This window comes from Akkermansia muciniphila (assembly GCF_040616545.1).
GTDB classification, from domain to species: domain Bacteria; phylum Verrucomicrobiota; class Verrucomicrobiia; order Verrucomicrobiales; family Akkermansiaceae; genus Akkermansia; species Akkermansia muciniphila_E.
This window is the reverse complement of sequence record NZ_CP156688.1, coordinates 450,363-471,884: the sequence shown is the minus strand read 5'-3', so window position 1 is coordinate 471,884 and position 21,522 is coordinate 450,363. Positions and strand designations below refer to the sequence as shown.

Annotated in this window: 20 protein-coding genes; 11 read left to right on the top strand and 9 right to left on the bottom strand. The window is 56.9% G+C overall.

The window, feature by feature from the left end; genetic code table 11:
- Nucleotides 1–110: 110 nt before the first annotated feature.
- A complete protein-coding gene (locus tag ABGM91_RS01995; protein WP_215427107.1) occupies nt 111–1,637 on the top strand; it encodes a sigma 54-interacting transcriptional regulator in 1,527 nt (508 codons plus the stop codon).
- A complete protein-coding gene (locus ABGM91_RS01990; protein ID WP_354833284.1) occupies nt 1,634–2,527 on the top strand; it encodes a squalene/phytoene synthase family protein in 894 nt (297 codons plus the stop codon). The genes ABGM91_RS01995 and ABGM91_RS01990 overlap by 4 nt, the downstream gene beginning before the upstream one ends.
- Before the next feature lies 1 nt (nt 2,528).
- Here the strand turns inward: ABGM91_RS01990 and ABGM91_RS01985 are convergent, their stop codons facing one another.
- The 3 genes from ABGM91_RS01985 to ABGM91_RS01975 form a co-directional block, all read right to left on the bottom strand.
- The gene (locus ABGM91_RS01985; protein WP_354833282.1) at nt 2,529–4,112 is read right to left on the bottom strand and encodes a glycoside hydrolase family 75 protein; all 1,584 of its coding nucleotides are present in this window, start codon (nt 4,110–4,112) and stop codon (nt 2,529–2,531) included.
- Nucleotides 4,109–4,954, bottom strand: coding sequence for an SDR family oxidoreductase (locus ABGM91_RS01980; RefSeq protein ID WP_354833280.1), 846 nt, complete (start codon nt 4,952–4,954; stop codon nt 4,109–4,111). Before ABGM91_RS01980 ends, ABGM91_RS01985 begins: the two co-directional genes overlap by 4 nt.
- Nucleotides 4,955–5,257: 303 nt before the next feature.
- Nucleotides 5,258–5,680: a hypothetical protein gene (locus tag ABGM91_RS01975; protein WP_022397736.1), complete on the bottom strand. Its 423-nt coding sequence runs from the start codon at nt 5,678–5,680 to the stop codon at nt 5,258–5,260.
- A gap of 190 nt (nt 5,681–5,870) precedes the next feature.
- Between ABGM91_RS01975 and ABGM91_RS01970 the strand changes: the two genes are divergently transcribed.
- The 5 genes from ABGM91_RS01970 to ABGM91_RS01950 all read left to right on the top strand — a co-directional run bounded on the left by ABGM91_RS01970 (nt 5,871) and on the right by ABGM91_RS01950 (nt 13,078).
- Nucleotides 5,871–9,407 carry an ATP-binding cassette domain-containing protein gene (locus ABGM91_RS01970; RefSeq protein WP_354833278.1) on the top strand — a complete coding sequence of 1,179 codons (3,537 nt, stop codon included), beginning with the start codon at nt 5,871–5,873 and terminating at the stop codon, nt 9,405–9,407.
- A 359-nt stretch (nt 9,408–9,766) separates the two neighbouring features.
- Nucleotides 9,767–10,198 (top strand): hypothetical protein, encoded by a 432-nt coding sequence (locus ABGM91_RS01965; RefSeq protein WP_354833276.1) that lies wholly within the window; start codon nt 9,767–9,769, stop codon nt 10,196–10,198.
- Between the two features lie 51 nt (nt 10,199–10,249).
- Complete coding sequence (locus ABGM91_RS01960; protein ID WP_354833274.1) at nt 10,250–11,341, top strand: hypothetical protein; 1,092 nt, start codon at nt 10,250–10,252, stop codon at nt 11,339–11,341.
- Complete coding sequence (locus ABGM91_RS01955; RefSeq protein WP_354833272.1) at nt 11,338–11,970, top strand: ABC transporter ATP-binding protein; 633 nt, start codon at nt 11,338–11,340, stop codon at nt 11,968–11,970. Before ABGM91_RS01960 ends, ABGM91_RS01955 begins: the two co-directional genes overlap by 4 nt.
- Nucleotides 11,933–13,078 carry a hypothetical protein gene (locus ABGM91_RS01950; protein WP_354833270.1) on the top strand — a complete coding sequence of 382 codons (1,146 nt, stop codon included), beginning with the start codon at nt 11,933–11,935 and terminating at the stop codon, nt 13,076–13,078. Before ABGM91_RS01955 ends, ABGM91_RS01950 begins: the two co-directional genes overlap by 38 nt.
- Nucleotides 13,079–13,212: 134 nt before the next feature.
- Here the strand turns inward: ABGM91_RS01950 and ABGM91_RS01945 are convergent, their stop codons facing one another.
- A complete protein-coding gene (locus ABGM91_RS01945) occupies nt 13,213–13,680 on the bottom strand; it encodes a hypothetical protein (protein ID WP_354833268.1) in 468 nt (155 codons plus the stop codon).
- 47 nt (nt 13,681–13,727) lie between these two features.
- Nucleotides 13,728–14,210 (bottom strand): hypothetical protein, encoded by a 483-nt coding sequence (locus ABGM91_RS01940; protein ID WP_354833266.1) that lies wholly within the window; start codon nt 14,208–14,210, stop codon nt 13,728–13,730.
- Between the two features lie 337 nt (nt 14,211–14,547).
- Between ABGM91_RS01940 and ABGM91_RS01935 the strand changes: the two genes are divergently transcribed.
- The gene (locus tag ABGM91_RS01935) at nt 14,548–15,711 is read left to right on the top strand and encodes a hypothetical protein (RefSeq protein WP_354833264.1); all 1,164 of its coding nucleotides are present in this window, start codon (nt 14,548–14,550) and stop codon (nt 15,709–15,711) included.
- An 88-nt stretch (nt 15,712–15,799) separates the two neighbouring features.
- Entirely contained in the window at nt 15,800–16,753 is a 954-nt protein-coding gene (locus tag ABGM91_RS01930; RefSeq protein WP_354833262.1) for a hypothetical protein, read from the top strand.
- An 87-nt stretch (nt 16,754–16,840) separates the two neighbouring features.
- On the opposite strand, the gene ABGM91_RS01925 is transcribed toward ABGM91_RS01930, so the two are convergent.
- The 4 genes from ABGM91_RS01925 to menB all read right to left on the bottom strand — a co-directional run bounded on the left by ABGM91_RS01925 (nt 16,841) and on the right by menB (nt 19,376).
- Nucleotides 16,841–17,065 (bottom strand): hypothetical protein, encoded by a 225-nt coding sequence (locus ABGM91_RS01925; RefSeq protein WP_215427096.1) that lies wholly within the window; start codon nt 17,063–17,065, stop codon nt 16,841–16,843.
- Nucleotides 17,062–17,640: a zeta toxin family protein gene (locus tag ABGM91_RS01920; protein ID WP_354833260.1), complete on the bottom strand. Its 579-nt coding sequence runs from the start codon at nt 17,638–17,640 to the stop codon at nt 17,062–17,064. Before ABGM91_RS01920 ends, ABGM91_RS01925 begins: the two co-directional genes overlap by 4 nt.
- 67 nt (nt 17,641–17,707) lie before the next feature.
- A complete protein-coding gene (locus tag ABGM91_RS01915) occupies nt 17,708–18,538 on the bottom strand; it encodes a hypothetical protein (RefSeq protein WP_215427094.1) in 831 nt (276 codons plus the stop codon).
- Between the two features lie 13 nt (nt 18,539–18,551).
- Complete coding sequence (gene menB, locus ABGM91_RS01910; RefSeq protein WP_215427093.1) at nt 18,552–19,376, bottom strand: 1,4-dihydroxy-2-naphthoyl-CoA synthase; 825 nt, start codon at nt 19,374–19,376, stop codon at nt 18,552–18,554.
- Nucleotides 19,377–19,585: 209 nt separating this feature from the next.
- Here menB and ABGM91_RS01905 point away from each other — a divergent pair, with 209 nt between their 5' ends.
- Entirely contained in the window at nt 19,586–20,662 is a 1,077-nt protein-coding gene (locus tag ABGM91_RS01905) for an AAA family ATPase (protein WP_215427092.1), read from the top strand.
- Nucleotides 20,652–21,449, top strand: a complete 798-nt coding sequence (locus ABGM91_RS01900) for a hypothetical protein (RefSeq protein ID WP_290565302.1) — start codon at nt 20,652–20,654, stop codon at nt 21,447–21,449. The genes ABGM91_RS01905 and ABGM91_RS01900 overlap by 11 nt, the downstream gene beginning before the upstream one ends.
- The last annotated feature ends 73 nt before the right edge of the window (nt 21,450–21,522 follow it).

Genomic DNA, 21,522 nt, shown 5'->3' with positions numbered 1-21,522 from the left:
TGTTATCCGCATTTTCCTTGCCCTCCTTCCGTGCTCCGTCGTCCCGGTGCAGGAAAAAGTAGTTGGTCTGGCAAGGCCGTACGGTTACTATTCGCCCAGCCCCTGATTGCATGAATGGAATAAACAAGTCCCCTGATTTGGAAATGGTCGTGCTGCGGGAAATCAGCTCCGCCATCGTCAATGAACGCAATGGCACGGCTCTGCTGCAGCATATCCTGGACGTTCTTTACCGCCGCATGAAAATGTTGCGCGGCACCTTCACCATCCGCCGCGGGAATGATCTGATGATTGAAGCGTCCCACGGGCTGGACGAGCAGGAGATGAAACGCGGCCATTACCGCGTGGGGGAGGGGATTACGGGCCATGTGGCTGAAACGGGGCTTCCCCATGTGATTGAAGACATTTCACAGGATTCCAGATTCCTGAACCGCACCCGCACGCGCAAGAGCGGGGAAAAAGTGGCGTTCATCTGCGTGCCCATTATTCATTTGCAGCAGGTGATCGGCACCCTGAGCATTGACCGCCCCGTGGACCGGAACACTGATCTGGAGCGGGACCAGAAGCTGCTGGAAATTGTGGGCAACATTGTGGGGGACGCGCTGGCGGCCAGCCTTCAGGCGCGTGAGGAACGGGCGGCCCTGATGGCGGAAAACGAGAAACTGCGCCAGCTTTTAACCACCAATCCGGGAGAGCTGATCGGCAACTGCCGCCCCATGCTCCAGGTTTATGAACAGATCCGCCAGGTGGCGCCCAGCGACGCCACAGTGCTGATCCGGGGAAGTTCCGGAACGGGGAAGGAGCTGGTGGCCCGCGCCGTGGTGAACCTGAGCGGCAGGAAGGACAAGCCCCTGGTCACGCTGAACTGTGCGGCCATGCCGGAGAACCTGCTGGAGAGCGAGCTGTTCGGCCATGAAAAGGGCTCTTTCACCGGAGCTACCGCACGCCGCATCGGCCGGGCGGAGGCGGCGGACGGAGGAACCCTGTTTCTGGATGAAATCGGGGACTTGAGCCTTCAGATGCAGGTGAAGCTGCTGCGCTTCCTCCAGGAAAAAACGTTTTCCCGCGTGGGGAGCAACCGGGAGCTTCATTCCGACGTGCGTTTCATTGCCGCCACCAGCCGCAATCTGGAAGAGCTAATGGCGGAGAACAAATTCCGGGAAGACCTGTACTACCGCCTGAACATCTTCCCCATCGTCATGCCGGACCTCGCCAAGCGCAAGGGGGACATCATGCTGCTGGCGGAGCACTTCCTTTCCAAGTTCAACCTGAAATACGGGAAGGACATCAAGCGGCTGTCCACCCCCGCCATCAACATGCTCATGGCCTACCACTGGCCCGGCAATGTGCGGGAGCTGGAAAACTGCATGGAGCGTGCCGTCATCACGGCGCAGGAGGACTGCATTTACGGCTACAACCTGCCCGCCTCCCTGCAAATGCCCAGCAATGAAGCCCCGCATGCCCGTGACGGGGAGGACCATGCGGATTTGCCCACCATGGTGGACTCCTTTGAGCGGGAGCTGATCGTCGCCGCGCTGAAACGCTCGCCGGGCAACATGTCTGCGGCGGCGCGGGAACTGGGCGTCTCCCCACGGGTGCTCCATTATAAGATGCACAGGCTGGGAATTCAAAAACCATGAAAGGCCTCCATCAGCTTCTGTCCGCCGTTTCCCGGTCCTTTTACCTGAGCATGCGCTTTCTGCCGCGGGAAATGCGCCCCGGCGTGGCCGTGGGCTATCTGCTGGCGCGCGCTACGGATACGGTGGCGGATACCGTGGACATGGATTCCGGAGAGCGCCTGGCCCTGCTGAAGATGATGGGCGAGACGGTGGCCGGGGACGCCTCCCGGGAGGCCGCCTCCACCTGCTTTGGCCGCCTGGGCGTTCTTTCCACCGTGCAGGCGCACCGGGGGGAGGCGGAACTGCTGGCCCGTTTCCCGGAATGCCTGGCGCTGCTGGAAGCCCTCCCCCCGCGTGAACAGATGCTGGTGCGGCAGGTGCTCTGCACCATCGTGGAGGGGCAGGCGTGGGATCTGGAATATTTTGAAGGGAACTCTTCCGTCTCCTGCCCGGAACAGCTTGAACATTATGCCTACATGGTGGCCGGCTGCGTGGGGGAATTCTGGACCAGGCTGGGCCTGCTGGTGCTGGGCGCGGGGTTCAGCACGCAGCCGGAAGACCAGCTCCTGCGCTGGGGCGCGCACTACGGCATGGGGCTTCAGCTTGTGAACATCCTCCGTGACCGGGAGGAGGACCTTTCCCGCGGAAGGAGCTACCTGCCTGCCGCCGATGCTGGCCCGTGGCTGGACCGCGCGGAACGCTGGCTGAAGGAAGGCGTGTTTTATGCGGAATCCCTGCGGAACGGGCGGCTGCGTTTTTCCACCGTGCTTCCCGCATGGCTGGGGCTGGATACGCTGGAACTGCTCCGGCGCCCGCAGCAGCCCGGGGCCGGAAAGGTGAAGATCACGCGCGGCGCCGTTTATTCCCGGATGTGGAAGGCCTTCCTCTTTTCCTGGAAGGAAGCCCTGTAGGCTACGGGCCGGTTTTGGAAGGAGCTGCGGAGGAGGGCGGTTCCTTAAGAGGGGCCGGAGCCGGATTTTCCGCGGGCTTGTCCGCAGGGTCATCCGTCTTCTCCTGATCCTTCGCGGGCGTTTCCGCAGCATTGCCGGTTCCGGGTTTGGGCGCGGGGGGAGCAGGCGGGGGCTTGGGGGCGAGCAGGTCTTCCCACTGGTGGAGCTTGAAGCCTTTTCCCGTGCCGCCGATGTCATTGAGCAGCTCCTGGCATTTGGCCGTAAGTTTGGCGTAGTCGGGCGGCCCGGCCTCCGGCTCCGCGGAGCCGGGGAAGATCAGGTAGCTGACCACCAGGTCAGAAACGGGGCGGCTGTACGGGCCTGCCTTGGGATTGATCTCCTTGCTCAGGCGCAGGGAGCCTTCCCCCGTCTTGTAGCGCGGTCCGGCGTCTCCCACCAGGGCCGGGTACAGTTTGTCCCCCACGATGACGACGGCGTAATCCCCGAATTGCGGGGAGAAGGAGGAGGATTGGTTGACCACGCCCAGCGGCACCACGATGAACGGATCGTATTCCGAGATCAGGAAGCTGTACCGCTTCAATTCCTCAATGACCCGTTCCGCATGGTCTATCTTGCGGCGCAGGGCCGCCTTTTCCGCCGCGGGGGCTTTTTCCAGCGTCTTCTTGTAGCCGGCCAGCCGTTGCTGCCAGGGCTTGAGGAGGGGATTGGGCTTGTCCGTGCGTTTCTTCCAGCGGTAGGAGGTGCTGGGCTGGTAGAAGGAGCTCTTCAGGATTTTATCCGGCATGGAGGACAGGCGGTCCCCGTCCGAGCCGTCTGAAACTACATCCATTTCACTCTGGAGCCAGAGAAGCTTTCTGCCCGTGTCCGGATGGGTGGTTTCCAGGATTGTTTCCGTATCGTAATAATTATGGCGGTCCAGCAATTTGAGCAGGGAGGCCAGGTTCTTGCGGATTTCCGTCTGCTTGCGCACGTAAATCTGCCCGTAATAGGGGGAGACGCGCGCCTGATTGAACAGGGTGGGGAGACCGGGAAGCATGGCCTCCAGCTTGGGGTTGATCTTCAGGATGTCCTCCTTCCTCGTCAGGGCCTTGGGCTGTTTGACGTTCAGGGTGAGGGTCATCTGGTAATTGCTCTTGGTCTCCCTGTCTTTGGAGGCCAGGGTTCCGGGGTGGAAATTGACCTGCGTTTTCAGGTTCAGCCCGCGCGCCAGCTCGTAAATATTCGTCATGGCCCCTTCCGCAGGCCTGGTGGGGAGAACGGGCGGGAAAGGGGGGTACTGCACCGGAGGCAGGGCGATGGTGCGCTCCGGCTCCCAGGAGGTGGCCAGCCGTGAATCCTCCTGATCCCTGGCGGGGGCCGGGGGAACGGAGGGGGCGGTTTCTTCCTGGCCCGGTTGTTCCGCGGGGCGCGATTCATGCGGCGGGTAGGCGTCAGAGCCCGTTTCCCGTTCCGGTTCTCCATTCAGGGCGCGGATGATCTGGGCCGGGTACGGCGTGAACAGGGAGGCCGCCATGGCGGCCAGGCAGATGCAGACTGCAAGCTTGAACCAGGTGAGGCGGGGTATTCCGCGGCGGTGGGCTTTCATGATGCTGAAGAGGGGTGGTTATTGGGGGAAGGCAGGACTTTCCGGGGACGCCTGCCCATGAAAAAGCGGATCAGCCCCAGCGGGGCGCTCCCCAGCAGCAGGGCGGCCAGCCGTATTTTCATGCCGGGGAATACACGGGCGCGCCCGTGGGACAGGGCGCGCAGACTGTCTTTCACGACGGTTTCAACGGACGTGTCAAAGGCGTTCCGGCCCGGCATCATGTTTCCCGTAAAGCCGGGACGGCGCGCCGCTTTTCCAAAACCCGTGGAAACCGGGCCGGGGCACACGGCCAGCACGCGGATGCCGTGCTCGCGCAGTTCCAGGCGCAGCGCTTCCGACAGGCTGGACACGTAAGCCTTGGTGGCCGCGTAAACGGCAAAATCCGGAATAGGGAGCAGGGCCCCCAGGGAGCTGATGTTGATGATGTCCCCGCCGTTCCGCTTCATGCCGGGAATCAGGGCATGGCACAGGCGGGTGAGGCACTCCACGTTCAGGCGTAGCAGGGCGCGTATTTTTTCCCAGCGCCCGTCTGCAAACTCCCCGTAATCCCCGGCTCCCGCGTTGTTGATCAGCAGGGTTCTGCCGGGCGGCAGGCCCTCCAGACGGGAAACGAGCGTGTCCAGGGAAGCTTCATCCGCCAGGTCGCACGGCAGTATGGAGGCGCGCAGGCCGGGATGGCGTTCTTCCAGGGCAGCGGCAAGCCGGCGCAAGGCGTCTTCCCTGCGGGCGATGAGCACCAGTTCCCCCGCATGAGGAGCCAGCGTTCCGGCAAAGGCCTCCCCGAAGCCGGACGAGGCGCCCGTGATGATAATCCTGTCGTACTGGAAGCGTGGGGTTTGCATGGTTGGCGGAGCTGTCCGTATCATGGTCAATCCCCCGGGAGACCGCAATGAAAAAGGGCGTTGCGGAACGTAAAAAAGAGGGACGGAATGCACGGCATGGAACCCGGAGGGTGGGTGCGCGTGAAGGGCGGACCACTCCCTTGTTCCCGGCAGCGCGTCCATCAGGAGGGAGGAGGGAATGAGGTATTAGCGGCGGGGTGAAGCGGCCTCCCCCCGTTTGGGAAGCTGCTTTTTCTCCCCCATTACCCCAATAAAAAACCGCCTGCCGGAATCCGGAAGGCGGTTTGATGAAAAGGAATGGACTTAAGCCTGGGGAGCTTCTTCCTGCACCTGCACCACGCGGAAAGGCACGCGGGAGGCCAGTTCGCCGTCAACCGTGAGGTCGATGGAGTAGTTACCCGGCTTTTCAAAACGCAGGCCCTGGAAGTTCATGATCAGGTTGCGGGTGAAGAAGGAAGCGCCTTCCGGGAAAGCGGGCACCGGGAAGTTGATCTTGATGGGCATGCGTTCCTTGTCCAGCGGCGTGCCGTCGGCGTCAACGATGCTCAGGCCCAGTTCGTGGGTGCCTTCGTCTTCAGGGGTGAGGCAGATGCGGAGGGCCACGGCGCAGACGGGGTGGACGACCGGGAACTGACGGGCGACCAGGGAGTCAAAACCGCCCTGGATGCAAAGCTTGCCCTGATAGTCGGCGGCGAAGTCACAAAGAGTAGAAACTAAGATATCCATGTTGTGATAATGTTATGTATTTGGCTCGCTTTCTCATGGAAAGCATGAACATTGGACAGAACTATACTTCCTCCCGACCTATTGCAAGATAAAGGTGTAGAAAATATTGTCATTTCTCCGTGAAATTCCGGTTGCGCTTGAGGTGGGCCCGGAATCCCTGTACTACTGTTCCTGCAACGCGTTCCCTGGCATGATCCGATGGTTTTTTGACATACCTTCCAAGCTGATTCACTGGAGGCTGAACCTGGTCAGGACGCTGGGCGCCTATGTGCCGTGGCTGCGCCGGGACGACGGCTCCATGAAGGTTCACGCCGGGACGCTGGTGGACCTGTTTGCCACCATTCTGAGCGGACGCCGCCATTTGAGCGCCCGTGACGCGGACGCCGCGCTGGACATTCTGCGCTATACCTTTCCGGAAGTGGAGCACCGCTGGCTTTCCAACCGTTTTGAACGGTCCATGCGGGCCAATCTGACGGTGGCGGACGTGCTGGCTTCCGCCGCCTCCGGCAGGGATGAAACGGAGCGCATGGCGATTGCGCTGGAAGTGCTCTCCCTGCTCATCAATACGGGAGATCCACGGATGATCGGGGAACTGTTTGACCAGGTGACGTACGGCCTGGAATTGCCGGGCACGGCGAACCTCTTGAGGCAGCTGCTGATGACGCCGGATGTGGAGGCCCAGGAACCGGCTTACAGCGTCGGTTTTTCCGCGGGCATTGGCGCGGAGGTTTCCCTGCCGGAGCAGGACAAGGGCATCTCCTTCCGCCTGATCCGGTGCTCCCGCCTGGTGCTGGTGGTGAATGACGGCTCCAAACCGATTGTGGTGCGCGGGCGCCATCTGGCTCCCGGCGGGGTGATGCCCCTGACCAACGGACAGGTGGTTCTTTTGCCGTCCGGCCCCCTGAGCTTTGAGGACTTTGCGTTTTTCCTGGACTGCAAGCGCTCCGGCAAGCAGGAGGCTTGTTACATTTCCCTGGACAACGGGGCGCTGCAAATCAGCCGGGTACGCTCACGGGCCAGTGAGGTGCGCGTGAACATGGGGCTGGCGTGCGAGGTGGAGGTGCTGAGACCGGAAGTGGAATTCATGGTGGATGGGAGGCGGCTGTACCCCGGTGAAAATGTGCGCATGGCCTATTATTCCTCCTTCACGCTGGACGGGGAGGGGCCTTTCTCCATGGGAGAGGTGCAGAATTCCATGTCGGACATCGGGCGGCGCTTCCGCCTGGACCCCGGAACCCGCAAGCTGCGCGTGACCAACCTGCCGGAAAAGGCGCGCAAGGGGGACATGCTGCTCACGCCGGGACTGGCCTCCGGCGTGGTGCTGGAGGTGTCCTTTTCCAGCGCTACCAATTCCGGCTGGCTGGAAGTGGTGGAGGCCTCCATGCCGCTGCTGCTTAATGGAAGGCCGGTGAGGGGGAGGGTATCCCTGCGTGACGGGGACGTGGTTCACCTGAACGCGTACCACGCGCTGCGCTGCCGTTTTTCCGCCGGGGTGCTGGATGAAGAATACCACGCCATCAGAACCCTCAGCGTGGAGGGCGTGACCAAGGAGTTCATGCGCTCCGGGCGCGTGCTGGACAACATTGACCTGACCGTGAAGCGCGGGGAGATGGTGTGCATCCTGGGCCCCAGCGGGTCCGGGAAAAGCACCCTGCTGTCCATGCTGGCCGGGCACCTGCCGCCCACGCGGGGCTGCATCCGTTACAACAACCAGCTTCTGTACAGCGCTCCGGACCTGATCCGGCCCTACATCGCCTTTATTCCGCGGGAGGACATTCTGGATGCGGCCATGAGCGTTTCCGAGCACATCGCGCAGGCTACCATCATCCGCCGGCCCCGCCTCACGCGGTCGGAACGCGTCCGCCGCGTGAACGCCATCCTGAAATTCCTGGGGCTGACGCACATCGCCTCCCGCCGCGTGGGTGAGATGAATGCGCGCACCATTTCCGACGGGGAGCGCACGCGCCTGAACCTGGGGCTGGACCTGGCGGGCATTGCGGACGTTTTCCTGCTGGACGAACCCATCAGCGGCCTTTCCACCTCCGACGCCAAGCTGGTCATGCAGACCATGCAGAACATGAGCCGTGACAAGATGGTGATAGCCACCATGCACCGGCCCAGCACGGCCATCCTGAACCAGTTCCAGAAGGTGCTGGTGCTGGACCACGGCGGCCAGATGGCCTACTGGGGGGACGTGCCGGGCATGATGCGGTATTTCCGGAAGGCGGCCGTGGACATGGCCATTGACGTTTCCGAGGAGGCGCGGACCGCCGGCGGTGCGGATTACGTGTTTGAAGTGCTGGAGGCGCCCCTTTCCTGGCATGACCGCCGCAGGCGGCAGCATCCGCGTCTGTGGCAGGAACGCTTTGAAGGCTACCGGTTCCGCAACGTGATGGGGCACCACCATGAGGGGGGCGCCCCCAGGACCCTGTATGAAGGCACGCTGGAATTTCCGCCTGCCCCCAGGCGCAGCGTGATGCAGTTGTGGCGCCTGTTCCGCATCTGGGCCGTGCGCACCTTCCTGGGCCGGGTGCGGAGCCGCATGGGGCTGTACACCATGCTGCTGGAAGGCCCGGTGCTGGCCCTGCTGATTTCCCTGACCCTGCGCGCCTCCTCCAGCCCGGAATACACCTTCGCCACCGCCCTCCACATTCCCTCCTACCTGTTCCTGGCGATCATCGTGGCGATGTTCTTCGGCCTCACGGGGGCGGCCAGCGAAGTGCTCAAGGACCGCGCCCTGCTCAAGCGCGAGGGGAACGCCAAGGTATTCGTGACCGGGTATGTGCTTGCCAAGGCGCTGGTGCTTACGGGGCTTTCCGCCGTGCAGTCCGCCCTCTTCCTGTGGGTGGGGAACGCTATCCTGGAAATCCATGAAATGTTCCTGATCTACCTGGGAACCATGACCCTGACGGCCTTCATCGGCGTGAGCCTGTCCCTGCTGGTCTCCGTCTTCGCCAAGACGGAGCGGGCGGCGCTCAACATGGTGCCGCTGCTGCTCATTCCCCAGATTCTGATGGCCGGGGCCATTGTCCGCTTTGATGAAATGAACCAGTTCATCCCGTGGTCCGCCCACCGTACGGATGAACACGGGCGCCTCAAGCCGGGCCGCGTTCCGCTGGTGGCGGAATTCTGCCCCCTGCGCTACTCCTTTGAAATGATGGTGGTGGACCAGGCCTCCAAAAATGTCTGGGAACGGGAACGTGAAACCATTCAGGAAAAGGTGGACGAGCTCAAGGCGCAGCCCCATCTCAATAACCGGGAGTTTGAGGAATTCAAGCTGCTCAAGATGGCGCTCCTCCACATTGCCGCTATTGGCGCGGATGATCCGGAACAGGCCAAGGCCGCGGTCCGCCAGGTCCGGAGAGCGGCGGTCAACGGCTATGAGAAAAACTACAGGCAGGTGATTGCCGGACTGGAACAGCAGGGGAAGGGCAAGCCCTCCGTCAAATCCTTTTACGTCAATGACCGCATTGTGATGCTGGATGAATCCGCGGAAATCCAGCGCGTCAGCCGGGATACGCTGGACCGTCCGGAAATTTTCCTGGCGCGCCGGCAGCCCCTGCCGTGGGGCAACACCGGAAAGGCTCCGGACGACCCCGGCTACAGCGCGGACGAAGGCACGGTACCCACCCCCTGGAAGGATTCCCTGATCCTGTTCCTGATGGGGGCCGTTCCCCTCTTCATTACGGGGCGCGTGCTCAAGCGGCGCCTAGAAAAAGCCAGGTAGGTCTATCATAGGGTGATACTGCCTAGGCATGGATGCTGTTGGAAAAGGCAGAAAGGGATTTCCATATTTTGCGTGTTTTGATGTGCTGAGTAAGATAGACCATGCTGTTCGTTCTTTTTCCAGGGGCTCCGGTGTGTGGAACAGTATGAAGATGTAGATCAATGCAGTTATTTTGTTGACGTTCTCCCAAGAATCACTATCTTGGAAAAAACTCATTTTCCATTATGTTTGCCCGTGTATTTAACAAGTATTCTCTCTCCTTTTTGTCTCTGGCGGTAGTGTCTGCTGGACTTCTGTCATGCGGAGGCAGCGGCGATAGTGGAGAAGGGACATGCCTTCCCTCCGGAAGCAGGCTGAATATGATAGTGCCGATTACGGATCAGGTGGACCCGAATAATTCGTCCTCTCTTATCATTCAGCTGGATGGTAATGATTCCGACCTTCCTCTGGCGAAGATTCAGGGAGCCGCTGCCGGTACTTCGATTCCCGCCACGACCCACATGGTGTACAGAAGGACGACTGCGGAAAAAGCTTCTCTGGTGGGCAATTTCGTGATTGCTCAGGGTCAGGTCACTTTGCCTGGTCCGATTGTGGTGATTTTCTACGGCTCCGTTCAGGTAAATATGGACATCACATTTAATGCTTCTACAAAGTATGAAACGGCCGAGGGTACGTGTACGGGCAACGTTTCGTTCGTAAGCGGTATTCAGAACGGAGAAGGAGAAATTGTGGCCGGGAATCCCTGGGCGGGAACAGATGGTACGGTGTTCTATTATCCTACCGGTAATTAAGTGGCTCATGAGTCACAGGTTTTATATTCAAAGTGCGGTCGTTCGTGAAGGATGGCCGCACTTTTTTTTGCAGGGAATATGTTGAAAAATTGGGGAAAATTATGCCTGGTGATATTTTCGTGCCTGCTGGCGTCTATTTTGCCGCATGGCTTCGGAACGGTGATTGCTCCGAACGTTCAAGAAGAGGTCCCGGAAACAGCCAGGGATTGCTACATCAATGTATTCAGGGCCAAGGTCGTCCCTGAGAGGATACGTTCTTTCAGCATGCCGGCAGACGGCATCGTCAGCAACTGGATTCCGGCGGATGGTCGTGTTCGGCGGGATACTATCATTGCTACAGTCAATGAGGATGAAATCGAGATGGAGCGGAGGGAACTGGAGGTCAAGATTTTAAAAGACCGTATCGCCAAGGAGGAGGAACTGTCCGAATTAGAAAAACAATTGGAAGAAATGAAATTTTATTCTTCCTTGTCGAGAGAGGAAAGACAGTATGCCAGCAAACAGCCGGAAGGCGGACAACGAGCGGAAAAATCCTTGAGGGACAAGATTGAACTGACCAAAAAGGAATTAGCCATGGTTGGGGACAAGGCCAGATTGGACTTCAGCAAGAAAGAGGAAAAATACATCCTTAAAATGCCTTTTGACGGCAAGTTGCAGTACCAGTTTTCCTTCCCACGAGACAACAGTGTATCCTTATATCTGGATGCGGCGGCGGCCATTGCAACTGTTTGTGATGATTCCGCCTATTATATTACTATTTCCATAGCGGATCCTGATTTGACCAGACTGCCGCCAGAATCATTATATTTGGCTGTCCCCATGAGTGACGGTTCCATGCTGCGGGGGAATTTTGCTTTCAAGCGTGTAGAGAAAAACACTTCCAGCGGAGGAGATTTACTGGCTTATTTTTTCCGCCTGTCTCCAAAGGACTATGACCGGGCTCACGCCATGCTGGGTTCTAATTGTACGGCCAGGCTTTATTATTCTCCTTCTGGAGAGGTGGTTCGTCTCAATAAGATTTTGCTGGCTTCCAGTCCGGAAGGAAGGAAATGTTCCTCCTGGCAGGAACTGCTTGAAAAAACGCATCCGGATATGGAGCTGATCGTAAATGGAGAAACGGAATTGATTGTACGGAAAAAATGAAATTGGCATGTGAATCCGTTTATTTCAGCTATTCGGGAAAGCAATGGATTTTTGAAAACTACAGTAGGCTTTTTTCATCTGGAATCACTATTTTAAAAGGGTATTCCGGATGCGGAAAAACCACGCTGCTGAAACTTTTGGCCGGTTATCTGAAACCCCAGCGCGGAAAGGTGCTTGCTCCCGGCAGGCGATTTCTGACTGATGCTCTTTATCGCCGGAAGGAGGTGAGTTATATGTTTCAGGGAATCAATCTGCTGCCTCTAGCTACGGTGGAGAGGAATCTTCAATTATGTGCGGAGATGGCCATGTTGCCTAAAAAACAGTGGACACAAAGAGTGGACGACCTCGTGGAGCGTTTGGGGTTGGAATCCCTGCGTCACAAGAAGGCAGGTAGCCTGTCCGGCGGACAAGCCCAGCGTGCGGCTCTGGCCCGTACGCTGATGAAGGATTCAGATATTCTGCTGTTGGACGAACCTACTTCCGGGCTGGATGACAGCAATACGGAGATCATCAAGAAATTGATCAGGGAATATCCGTCCGATAAGATATGCATTTTAAGTACGCATGATTCCCGGCTCTTCGACCTGACTCATGAAATCATTGATTTTAATCAGTCTGTATCTCTTTAAGGATACTCTGCACCGGTGGAGGGAAAGGCCCGCCAGCCCGCTTTCCCGGGTATTGGTAGCGTTTTTCCTCTCGCTGTGCGCTCTTTCATTTCTTGCGAATTACGTTCTTTCTGCAAAGATGCTGCATGATGAGATCAAAAGAAACGGTGCTGATTTGATTGTAGTCCTTGATACCGTGCGCGACGGTGAACCTTCCAAAAGGAATCTGCTTCAACATGAGTTGCCTTCCTTGTATGGCTGCGACGTTCTGGCGTTAAAAGACGCTCCCGCGGGATTCGCCCGTGTGGGAAAAGCGGTTTTCCCTATTCTGGAATACAACATGGAGTCCTGCTTTTATCTTGCTGATCTGGGGCTGGAGGAAGTGCCTGTCGTCCTTTTGTTTCACCCGGGCAGGAGTTCCCTGCATCCTGGACCGTGCAAAGTTGTCATCGGGGATTTCGACTTTTCATTGAATGCATCTCCGTTGCCGGAGAATCACCTTTTAGGAAAATTATATCCTTCCGGAGTTGTGCTGGCTCCGGAGGGAGCTTTTAATACCGGACAGGTTGCCCCTGTAAGCAACGACCGTTATGTGATCAGGGTTCATGAGATGACCGCGGATAATATCCAGAATATTGAGGAAACGCTGAATAATATGGTGCGCTATGACGGAAGCATGACGATGGTTCAGACTCATGTAGGCATGTTGAAAAGATTGGAAGTGCTGATGAGCAACCAGATGGAATGCCGGACCGGTTTTTCCGTTGGTATTGCTGTTATTGTGGGGATTCTTCTAATTGCCCTGGCTTCTATGGAATTTCGCCAGAACGAGTATGTTTATACACTAATGAAAAGTTTTGGGGTGCGCCCGGCTTTGCTGGTGTTGACATTTATTGTTGAAAATATTTTCTTGATAGGAATTTCTTATGCTGGAGCTGTATGGGCTTTCATGAAGACTCAAAAGATTGTCCTGGGAGAATTTTTCAAGCTGGGAGATGCTGTTTTAACGTATGCAGACATATGGCAGGATCTATGGCTTTTAGGCATTTCTCTTTTGATTTGTGTGTTGCTTTCTTCCGTACCAGTTGCCTTCTCTGCCTATCGTCCTATTGGGAAAGTCTTGAAATAAGCGGAGTACACGTCCGTGCTTGGACTGAATAACTGTTCTTTCTTCGTTCGGAGATGCTGTTTTGATATAAAAAGGCCTGCAGAGGAAGTCTGCAGGCCTTTAAAATCAGATAGTAAGATAGTAAATATCTCGTATTATTTATTGAATTTCGTCAGGGTACCGGGCCGATCGGTAACGGCAGGATTGGCAAAATAGGGATCAGACAGAGCGCATGTAGCGGTTCCTGTACCTTTGGTTACATTTTTAACGTCGGTCATAATCAAGTAGCAGGGGAAGGCCTCTTCACCGGCTCTGTTGGTGTACCAGTACAAAGCTATTTCAGCGGCGGTGTCATCAGCGGGAACATAACCTCTAACATGGATGGACGCGACACTGGGGTCCGCACTTTCTCCGGAATAGATGTTAGCGTTGTGTGTGGAAACAACATCAAAGGCAACTGTATATACCTGGTTGTTTTCCAAGGAGATTTCTACATTGCGAGCTGTTCCGATAGGAATATAGATTTCTTCCGTTTTACTGGAGCCTCCGCAACTTGTGAGCACGGATGTGCACAAAAAGGAGGGAAGGAGCAGAGATGCCATGATGCAAAAACGAGTATTCATATAGATGGAGGATATTGAAATTATATGAGTAAGACAGGAAGGGACGATTAGTTGCTGTAAGTAATGGTGACGTCTGCACTGACACCATTGAGAGTTTGCATTTCTTCTCCTGCCGGCTGGCGTGAAAGCGTTCCGCCTTCGCCGCCTGCGGCTGCATGGGTGGATTGGTCAAATTCCAGAGCAGGGAGGTCCATGGAATATGCTATAGTATTGTTTTTCCCCGCAATCCAACGCAGGTTCAGAGTAGCTGCATTATCGCCTGTCTTGTGATAAATCACGGTTGGGGAGCCATTCCATTCTTCAATATTCTGTCCCCTGGTCTGGAGGCTGGACTGTCCGTTAGTAGCGGTGATCAATTCAAAAATATTAGGAAAATCTGATGCCGTTATTCCCAGTCTGATGGATAATACGGTGCCGTTGAGAGTATCGGGGGCATTACCGCCGCTACTACTGCTTCCGCCGCATTGCGTCAAAAAGAGAAGTCCGAGGGAACAGCAGGCCAGGGAGATATTCTGGGAAAGAGGGAACATAACAAATAACTATAGATAATGTTTATTGAAGGAGATTGTAGTATTTCATATGATCTGTCAAGGAAGGAAATTTGGAAAATGGAACGCATTTCACAAACGAATGGAAGAGGGATTTGAGCGGGTATTGATGATCTTCCTCCTATACTCCTTTTATCGGTTCTGCTGTGTTGGTACTTGACTTTTCAGAAGCAGAAGTTATGAAACGGGCACCAGTATGCTCCTTTTCTCCTCGGTTTGCAGCTTTTTCTGGAGTCCATTCAGGGTGGCTTGGTGGAAGACTCTGTTGGGTTTCTGTATTTGCTCCGTTGCGTGTACTTCCTGTTCCGTGGATAAGCACATGGAAAGAAAAACTGTGGAGCTGATGGATAAAATGGCTGCCATTCCCGATTGGGAGGAGTTGCCCCGAAAGGAAATATCCTGGGATACGGCGATGGCTGCTATGATGGAGGGAAATTTGGATTTGAAGCGCTCGGAACAGGCTCTTCGGGCAACGGAACGTTCTGTAATCAGCGTATATACCCAAGTCATTCCAGGTGTGAATCTGGATTGGATGCTGACAAAAGAGTTGAATGAACTGACCCGAGTAACAGCACAGGATGTAGAGTATAATACCAATATTCTGTTTAATATGCCGTCCCTGACGCAGATACCTTTTGATTATTACTCAGCTAAATCTGCCGTCTATACAGCCCGGAAAACCTTGGAGATGAAAAAAAGGGAACTTGTGTCTAGGTTGTATAGGCAGGTGCTTTCCTATCAAAATGCATACACCAGCTACAAGAATCGGCTGGATGCCGTGCCTTATAACGATGATGGCGTTCAGAAAAAATTGATCCAGGATGATTGGGAGAAAAGGGTGAGTGAAATTTCTCAGGGGTTTGCTGTCCTTATGGGGAATATGGATGCTCAGTGGCTTGTCAGGCCTGAAACGATGCCCAGGGTGGACTGGGTGAAATACAGGACCGCTTCCCGGCATTTGGATTTGCTGGTAGTGACCATGGTGGCCATGGAATTGGAAGCTTCCAGACTGCAGGTTCTAAATGCCAAGATGAAGTTTTTCCCGTCCGTAGATATTAATTTTTACAGCCCTACCCTGTTTTCCAGTACGGGTGGTACTTATCAGGGGTTCTTTGCAGGAGCCGGAGACATGCAGGTGAATATGAGCCTGCGTGAAGAATTGGACACTCGGTTGACTTCCTGGTTCCAATACAAGACGGCTAAGGAAAATCATGATCTGATGCAGAAAAAGGTTGTGATGGATTTGCAACAGAGACGCATCAAAGTGGCCGCGCTGATGGAGAGCAGGAAAAGGTTTGAAATCTGGAAGAAAGTCATTTTGAAGGAAATTGAATTTAAGAAGTCCAGGATGGCCCTATCAGGCAAGGAATATCTGGCGCAGAGGAAGGATATTAAAACCATGCATGAGAATTTGGATGCGGAAGCCGCCAAGAATGCGGAGGTGGAAGCGGCGCTCATCATGGAGTACGGCTGGCTGAAATAAGGGGAAAGGCGGTGCGGCGGCGCGGTCCTGTGTGACTGCGGGGGCTTCCTTTCTTGATGCCTTCAAAGGCTTGTGTTACGGTCCGGATATGCAAAAAGTTCGGCAGCCCGTGGGCATGGCGTTGATGATTCTGGCTTTTCTGGCCGCCATTTACGGGACGTTCCCGTGGGGAATCGTCCTGGGCTCCCTGTTGTTCCTGCTGGGGGTGGCCGTGGCGGTCAGCCGTTTTTCCGCCGTTGTCTGGTCGTGGTGCCTGTTTGCGCTGGGGATTTACCTGGCCGCGCCTTTCATCTGGATGTGGAATCCGGACTATTTCTTCAGCCGTCCGTTTGACGTCCTGCTGATCAGCGGCTGCCTGGTGGGCAGCCTGGTTCTGCTCACGGTCCGTTTTGCCGTGGTTCCCGTGCTGTGGCCTAAAATCGTGCGCCATTTTGTCAAGGGAGGCCCTACGCTGGAGGATCTGGCCCCGGAAAAGGGAAAGACGGTGGCGGAACTCCGGAACGGCATTGAACACAGGCAGGTGAACTTTCTGTTCGGGCATGCGGATGAGGAACTTGTGGAGAAATGGGGGAAAATAGCCCAGGGCATCGCGGCGCTTTCCAAAAGCCGCAGGCGGCTGACGGCGTGGGTAGTGGTTGTCCTGCTGGTTTGGCCTGTGGCCGTATTCTTCCTTTCCGGGGGGATGGGCGGCGCGCTGGAACGGGACATTGACCGCATGTGGGAAACGCGTCCGTTCCGGAATAGCATGGTGGTCTCCAGCCCCGCGGCCATGAATGCGGCAAGGCGCGTGTTCAGGGATGACCGCGCCCTGCGGGGACTGACGATGGAGCAGGCGCGCGCCTGGTTGAAGACGGACCGCAGGAATGCCGCTTTCAAGCTGGGCAAGCCGCGGTATGATTTTGAAAAGGATGAAACCGTAATGGTGCTTTCAGATGGGCGGGACTCCATCCGCCTGGTGGCCGTCTTCAATGACGCCGGGCAGATTATCCATTCTTGGCCGGAAGAATACATGACCCTGATGGTCAGGGATATGGAGAAATAGTCTTTTCTGTAATATACCCCTGAAGGAGGAAAGTACTTGAGGCGCAAGACTGAGATTTGAAAGACCGGACGCCTTCAGAGTATTAGGTTACCGGTGGCAGGCGCTATCAGGGGGGGCAGTTTCTCCCGGGTTTTGAGCAGGAGTGGAAGCTTGCAAGGCTTCTGATGCGAGCATCCGCACCGTTTTTCCGTTGCGAAAGACAATGACGTATTGTCCCAACCTGCTTTTTTTCTCCATCTCTTTTTTTACCGCCCTGTGAAGAGCCCGCAACCCTCGTTTTGCCGTTTCGGACAGATGTGGATGATGGTTCATGGACAGGTTTTCTGTTGAATGCTTTTATACAGGGGTGCGTTGATGACTTCAATCTTTCCTCTTGCCATGGTGAAAATGAGGGGATGATTTACGTCTGAATTATCGTAGCACATTACTTCATTGCATATGGGGAGATAATTGAATAAATTGCGCAGGCTTTTATCATAGCGTCTTAAAATGGCCTTATGAGGAATGTCATGCCCTCCCTGAGCTACACGTTCCTGCACGCGTAAAGCGGAAAATTGTGCATCCGGTATCCAGAGATAATGAAGAATCACATGCCAGCCGTCTTTTCTCCACTGGTTGATTTTTTGCAGATAGGAAGAGCCGGAAAGAGTAGTTTCAAAACAGAAGCTCTCTTTTTGTTTCAGATGCCTTTTCAATTCTTCCAAAAACAATTTCCCTGCCTTAACCTGGACCGATTGCGGAGCAAGAGGCGAAAGGCCCTGGGCGATCATGTCCGCGTTGATAAATGCCCGGCAATTTGTTTCATGCATCAGGTAATCCAGGGCAAATGTAGTTTTTCCTGCCCCATTCGGACCTGCGACGATATGGCATTGTGGCGTCTTTTTCACCTGGTAAATGGTTCGGGGTGGAATAACGGCTTAATATTATCTTTGAACTTGATGCATGCCTCCGCATTCACAGCGTGCGCTTTTGCGGGGGCGTCAGGTCCAGCCTTCCTTCGCTGATGTGGATGCCCATGCCGCTTTCCTCAATCATGTGGATGAGCGGCAGGTAGGCCTGGAGCAGGTTTTCAAACGCGGGAAGGAGAAAGATCATGTATCCTTGGGGAACGGAAAGCCTGCCGATGGTTCCTCCCACGTGGATGCCGCCCGGCAGGGTTTCGTCATTGTAGAATTCAAAGCGCGTCTGCACCGCCATGTAGTTGTGCGGGTCCATGGACTGGAAGGGCGTCAGGAACAGGGAAATCGTCTGGCGGGAGTCGATGCCCGTGTAGCGTTCTATGATGATTTCCATGCAGCCTTCCCCAATCGTGCCGTCCGGCTGCTCCTTGCCGCCGTGAAGCCGGATGCCTACGGCGGGATTGGTGGCGAAGATGGCCAGGGCCCCGTGCTGCTGGGGGTGGACGGAGGAGGCGAGGTAGCGGTTGATGTCCTCTTCCGAGAAGGAAACGGAGGCGTCCCGGCTGATGGCCTGTTTCAGGATTTTGGGAATGTCCGGGGCATTCTCCTTCTGGCGGAAGCCGGGGAGTTCCGCCGTATTCTGCGGGCGCCAGGAGGAGTAAACCAGCCAGGAAATAGCCGCCAGAATGGCTATGGTGAACAGGAAGATAAGATTGCCGATCAGGGAGAAGGGCGTTTTTTCACGGACGGGTTTTTCTTCCCTGGCCTGTTCCTCCGGATCGTAGAAATGTTCCACGATGTTCTCATGGTCCGGCAGGTCGTGCAGGGGTTCCCTGCTGGCGGAGTCGTTCCTGGGGGCGCCTTCGTTGTCGGAGGGGGTGGGCATGGTGCGGAGAGGGTTACGGGAGCCTGGGGAATTTGGAGAAATCCGGGGCGCGCTTTTCCACGAAGGCGTTTTTGCCTTCCTTGGCTTCCTCGCTCATGTAATAGAGCAGGGTGGCGTTGCCGGCCAGGTCCAGCAGGCCCATTTGCCCGTCGCAGTCCGCGTTCAGGGAGGCCTTCAGGCAGCGGAGCGCCAAGGGGCTGTGCTGGAGCATCTGGCGGCACCAGGAGAGGGTTTCCTCTTCCAGCTTTTCCAGCGGAACCACGGTGTTGACCAGGCCCATGTCCAGCGCCTGCTGCGCATCGTACTGGCGGCACAGGTACCAGATTTCCCGCGCTTTTTTCTGCCCCACGATGCGCGCCAGGTAGGAGGAGCCGAGCCCTCCGTCAAAGGAGCCCACCTTAGGCCCGGTCTGGCCGAATTTGGCGTTGTCCGCGGCGATGGTGAGGTCACAGACGACGTGGAGGACATGGCCTCCGCCGATGGCGTAGCCGGCCACCATGGCGACGACGGGCTTGGGCATGGTGCGGATGGTGCGCTGCACGTCCAGGATGTTCAGGCGGGGTACGCCGTCTTCACCGATGTAGCCGGCGTTTCCGCGCACCTTCTGGTCGCCCCCGGAACAGAAGGCGTCCGGGCCTTCCCCGGTCAGGATGACCACGCCCACCTTGGGGTCTTCATGCGCGGCGTTGAGGGCATTGAGCATTTCATGCACGGTCTGGGGGCGGAAAGCGTTGCGGACATGGGGGCGGTTGATCGTGATTTTCGCGATGCTGCCGTCGTCCGTTGTCTCATACTTGATGTCCGTATATTCCCTGGCGGTGGTCCATGATGCGCTCATGCGGACTACTTTAATAAGGCGCCCGTCAATGGGAAGCTTAAAGTGTGCCGTGTCCGGGTCTGAACGGGGAAATGCAGGGAATGGGAGGCGAATGCTTTTTTGCCGCGTCTTCCGGGAGAAGCGCATGGCGGGCGGCGTTTTTTTTTGTGACGGAAACTGGCGGCATTTGTAATTTACGGCATGCGCTTCTGTGCTACATTGGGAACGGTATGATACATGACCTACTGGTGAGCGGCGTGACGGTGTTTCCCGGGAGCGAACATTTTGAGTTTGTCCCGGGAATCAATGTGGTGGTGGGCGGCAATGATTCCGGCAAGAGCCATCTGCTGAAGCTGTGCTATACCGTGGCCAAATGGAGCGCGGACGGGGGCAGGAAGTCCCTGCCGGAGAAGTGGGCGGAGGAGCAGAGGCTCCGGAAGGACCTGATGCGGGTGTTTGCGTCCCGCGGCCTGGCCGGGCTGACCGCCCGGAACCGCGGCAACGCCCACGCCCATGTGGAGGCCTCCATGGAAGGGGAAGGCGTGCCGGAGGGCATGGGGAACCTGGTGTTTGATTTCAAGGCCGGGCATGAGGAGGAGGGGCTGACCATTCAGGAGATGCCCCTGCGCTTCCTGAACGTGCCGGTGGTGTTCCTGGCGGCGCGGGAGGTGCTGACCATTTATCCCAGCTTCGTGCAGGTGGGAAGCAGGTTTCCCGAGTTCCTGGACGGCGGAAGCTGGGACCTCTGCCGCTACCTGGATGCGGATGCGGCGGCGCAGCCCATCAGCACGGACGCCGGGCGCGTGGTCGCCAGGCTGGAAAAGATCATCGGCGGGCAGGTGGTGAAGCGTGACGGGCGGTTTTTCCTTCAGCGCCCCGGCCAGGAGCCTATTGAGATGAGCCTGGTGGCGGAAGGCTTCAAAAGGCTGGGCACGCTGAGCTACCTGATCCGTAACGGGTCCGTGAAGAGAGGCTCCGTCCTGTTCTGGGATGAGCCGGAAATGAACCTGAACGCCTCCCATCTGCCCGTGCTGGTGAAAACCCTGACAGGGCTTGCCAAAACGGGGGTGCAGGTAATCCTGTCCTCCCACAGCCTGTTCCTGCTGCGGGAGCTGATGATCCAGTTGTCCGAGCCGCGCAACGCGATGGTGCAGAGGAAGTTTTTCGGGATGAGCGTTCCGCGGGGTGACCGCTCCGGGGTAAGGGTGTCCTGGGGGGAATCCCTGGAGGATGTGGGGCCTATCGAGTCTCTTGAAGCGGAAATCGAGCAGGCGGACAGGTACTTGAAGCTGAGCTATGAGTCATAAGCCGTCAGAAGCTCATTACGTGGAGGGAGTCCACCGTTTCTGGATCGATGAAGGCTACGTCGTGTGCCGCATTGAGTGCTCGGACTATTATTCCCGGCAGGCGCAGAATTTCTGCGGGGGGTGCAAGGAGATGGACTTCCTGCTGTACCATCCGGGGCGCCGGGACCTGTGGCTGGTGGAGGTGAAGGATTACCGCTTTGACGCCCGGCCCAAGGTGGGGGAACTGGTCTGCGCCCTGAGCCGCAAGGTCAGGGATACGCTGTTCCTGCTCCGGGCCGCTTCCGTAGCCGCTCCGGATGAAGAGCCGGCGGAGGGCGTCTCCCTGAGGGATTTTTCCATCCTGGCCTCGGAGGCGGAAACGCTTCACCTGGCTTTTCTCCTGGAAATGGGCATGGGCGGCGTCTGGACGGACGGCGGCCTGCTGGCGAACGTCAAGAACCTGCTGGTGGCCTCCATGCGTTTTCTGGATGCGGAACTGATCTGCGCGCCCATCACGTATCCACACCGCATCGGCCCCTGGCGCGTGACGTCAGCCCATGGGGAGGTAAGCAAGCGGGTGGAAATCCGCCGGGCCAGGAAATTGGCGGAGATTCAGGAACAGCGGCGCCGGGAAAGGCTGGAAGCCCAGGAAGAACACGCGTGGAGGGAAAAAGGCCGGGAGGGGAAGGGCTTTCACGCGGCCAAGGCGGAGGGGAAGGTGCCCCAGTGGAAACTGCGCCTCCAGCAGCGCATGAACGGGGAAACCGCCAATCACGAGGGACGACGCAGAAAAAGGAAACGGGACTGACTCCCGCGCTGTCTATTGCCTCATTGCCGGAAGGCCCTTCTGCGCCCGGAAGCGTCTGGCGCCTTCCTGCGCC

Excerpts from the sequence above, each read along its gene's own strand:
- ABGM91_RS01960 (WP_354833274.1), top strand. The coding sequence starts at position 10,250 with ATGGCCGCACTTTTTTTTGCAGGGAATATGTTGAAAAATTGGGGAAAA.
- ABGM91_RS01995 (WP_215427107.1), top strand. The coding sequence starts at position 111 with ATGAATGGAATAAACAAGTCCCCTGATTTGGAAATGGTCGTGCTGCGG.
- ABGM91_RS01925 (WP_215427096.1), bottom strand. The coding sequence starts at position 17,065 with ATGAACCATCATCCACATCTGTCCGAAACGGCAAAACGAGGGTTGCGG.
- menB (WP_215427093.1), bottom strand. The coding sequence starts at position 19,376 with ATGAGCGCATCATGGACCACCGCCAGGGAATATACGGACATCAAGTAT.
- ABGM91_RS01955 (WP_354833272.1), top strand. The coding sequence starts at position 11,338 with ATGAAATTGGCATGTGAATCCGTTTATTTCAGCTATTCGGGAAAGCAA.
- ABGM91_RS01915 (WP_215427094.1), bottom strand. The coding sequence starts at position 18,538 with ATGCCCACCCCCTCCGACAACGAAGGCGCCCCCAGGAACGACTCCGCC.
- ABGM91_RS01905 (WP_215427092.1), top strand. The coding sequence starts at position 19,586 with ATGATACATGACCTACTGGTGAGCGGCGTGACGGTGTTTCCCGGGAGC.
- ABGM91_RS01975 (WP_022397736.1), bottom strand. The coding sequence starts at position 5,680 with ATGGATATCTTAGTTTCTACTCTTTGTGACTTCGCCGCCGACTATCAG.
- ABGM91_RS01980 (WP_354833280.1), bottom strand. The coding sequence starts at position 4,954 with ATGCAAACCCCACGCTTCCAGTACGACAGGATTATCATCACGGGCGCC.
- ABGM91_RS01900 (WP_290565302.1), top strand. The coding sequence starts at position 20,652 with ATGAGTCATAAGCCGTCAGAAGCTCATTACGTGGAGGGAGTCCACCGT.
- ABGM91_RS01990 (WP_354833284.1), top strand. The coding sequence starts at position 1,634 with ATGAAAGGCCTCCATCAGCTTCTGTCCGCCGTTTCCCGGTCCTTTTAC.
- ABGM91_RS01930 (WP_354833262.1), top strand. The coding sequence starts at position 15,800 with ATGCAAAAAGTTCGGCAGCCCGTGGGCATGGCGTTGATGATTCTGGCT.
- ABGM91_RS01945 (WP_354833268.1), bottom strand. The coding sequence starts at position 13,680 with ATGAATACTCGTTTTTGCATCATGGCATCTCTGCTCCTTCCCTCCTTT.
- ABGM91_RS01950 (WP_354833270.1), top strand. The coding sequence starts at position 11,933 with ATGAAATCATTGATTTTAATCAGTCTGTATCTCTTTAAGGATACTCTG.
- ABGM91_RS01940 (WP_354833266.1), bottom strand. The coding sequence starts at position 14,210 with ATGTTCCCTCTTTCCCAGAATATCTCCCTGGCCTGCTGTTCCCTCGGA.
- ABGM91_RS01985 (WP_354833282.1), bottom strand. The coding sequence starts at position 4,112 with ATGAAAGCCCACCGCCGCGGAATACCCCGCCTCACCTGGTTCAAGCTT.
- ABGM91_RS01970 (WP_354833278.1), top strand. The coding sequence starts at position 5,871 with ATGATCCGATGGTTTTTTGACATACCTTCCAAGCTGATTCACTGGAGG.
- ABGM91_RS01965 (WP_354833276.1), top strand. The coding sequence starts at position 9,767 with ATGATAGTGCCGATTACGGATCAGGTGGACCCGAATAATTCGTCCTCT.
- ABGM91_RS01935 (WP_354833264.1), top strand. The coding sequence starts at position 14,548 with ATGGAAAGAAAAACTGTGGAGCTGATGGATAAAATGGCTGCCATTCCC.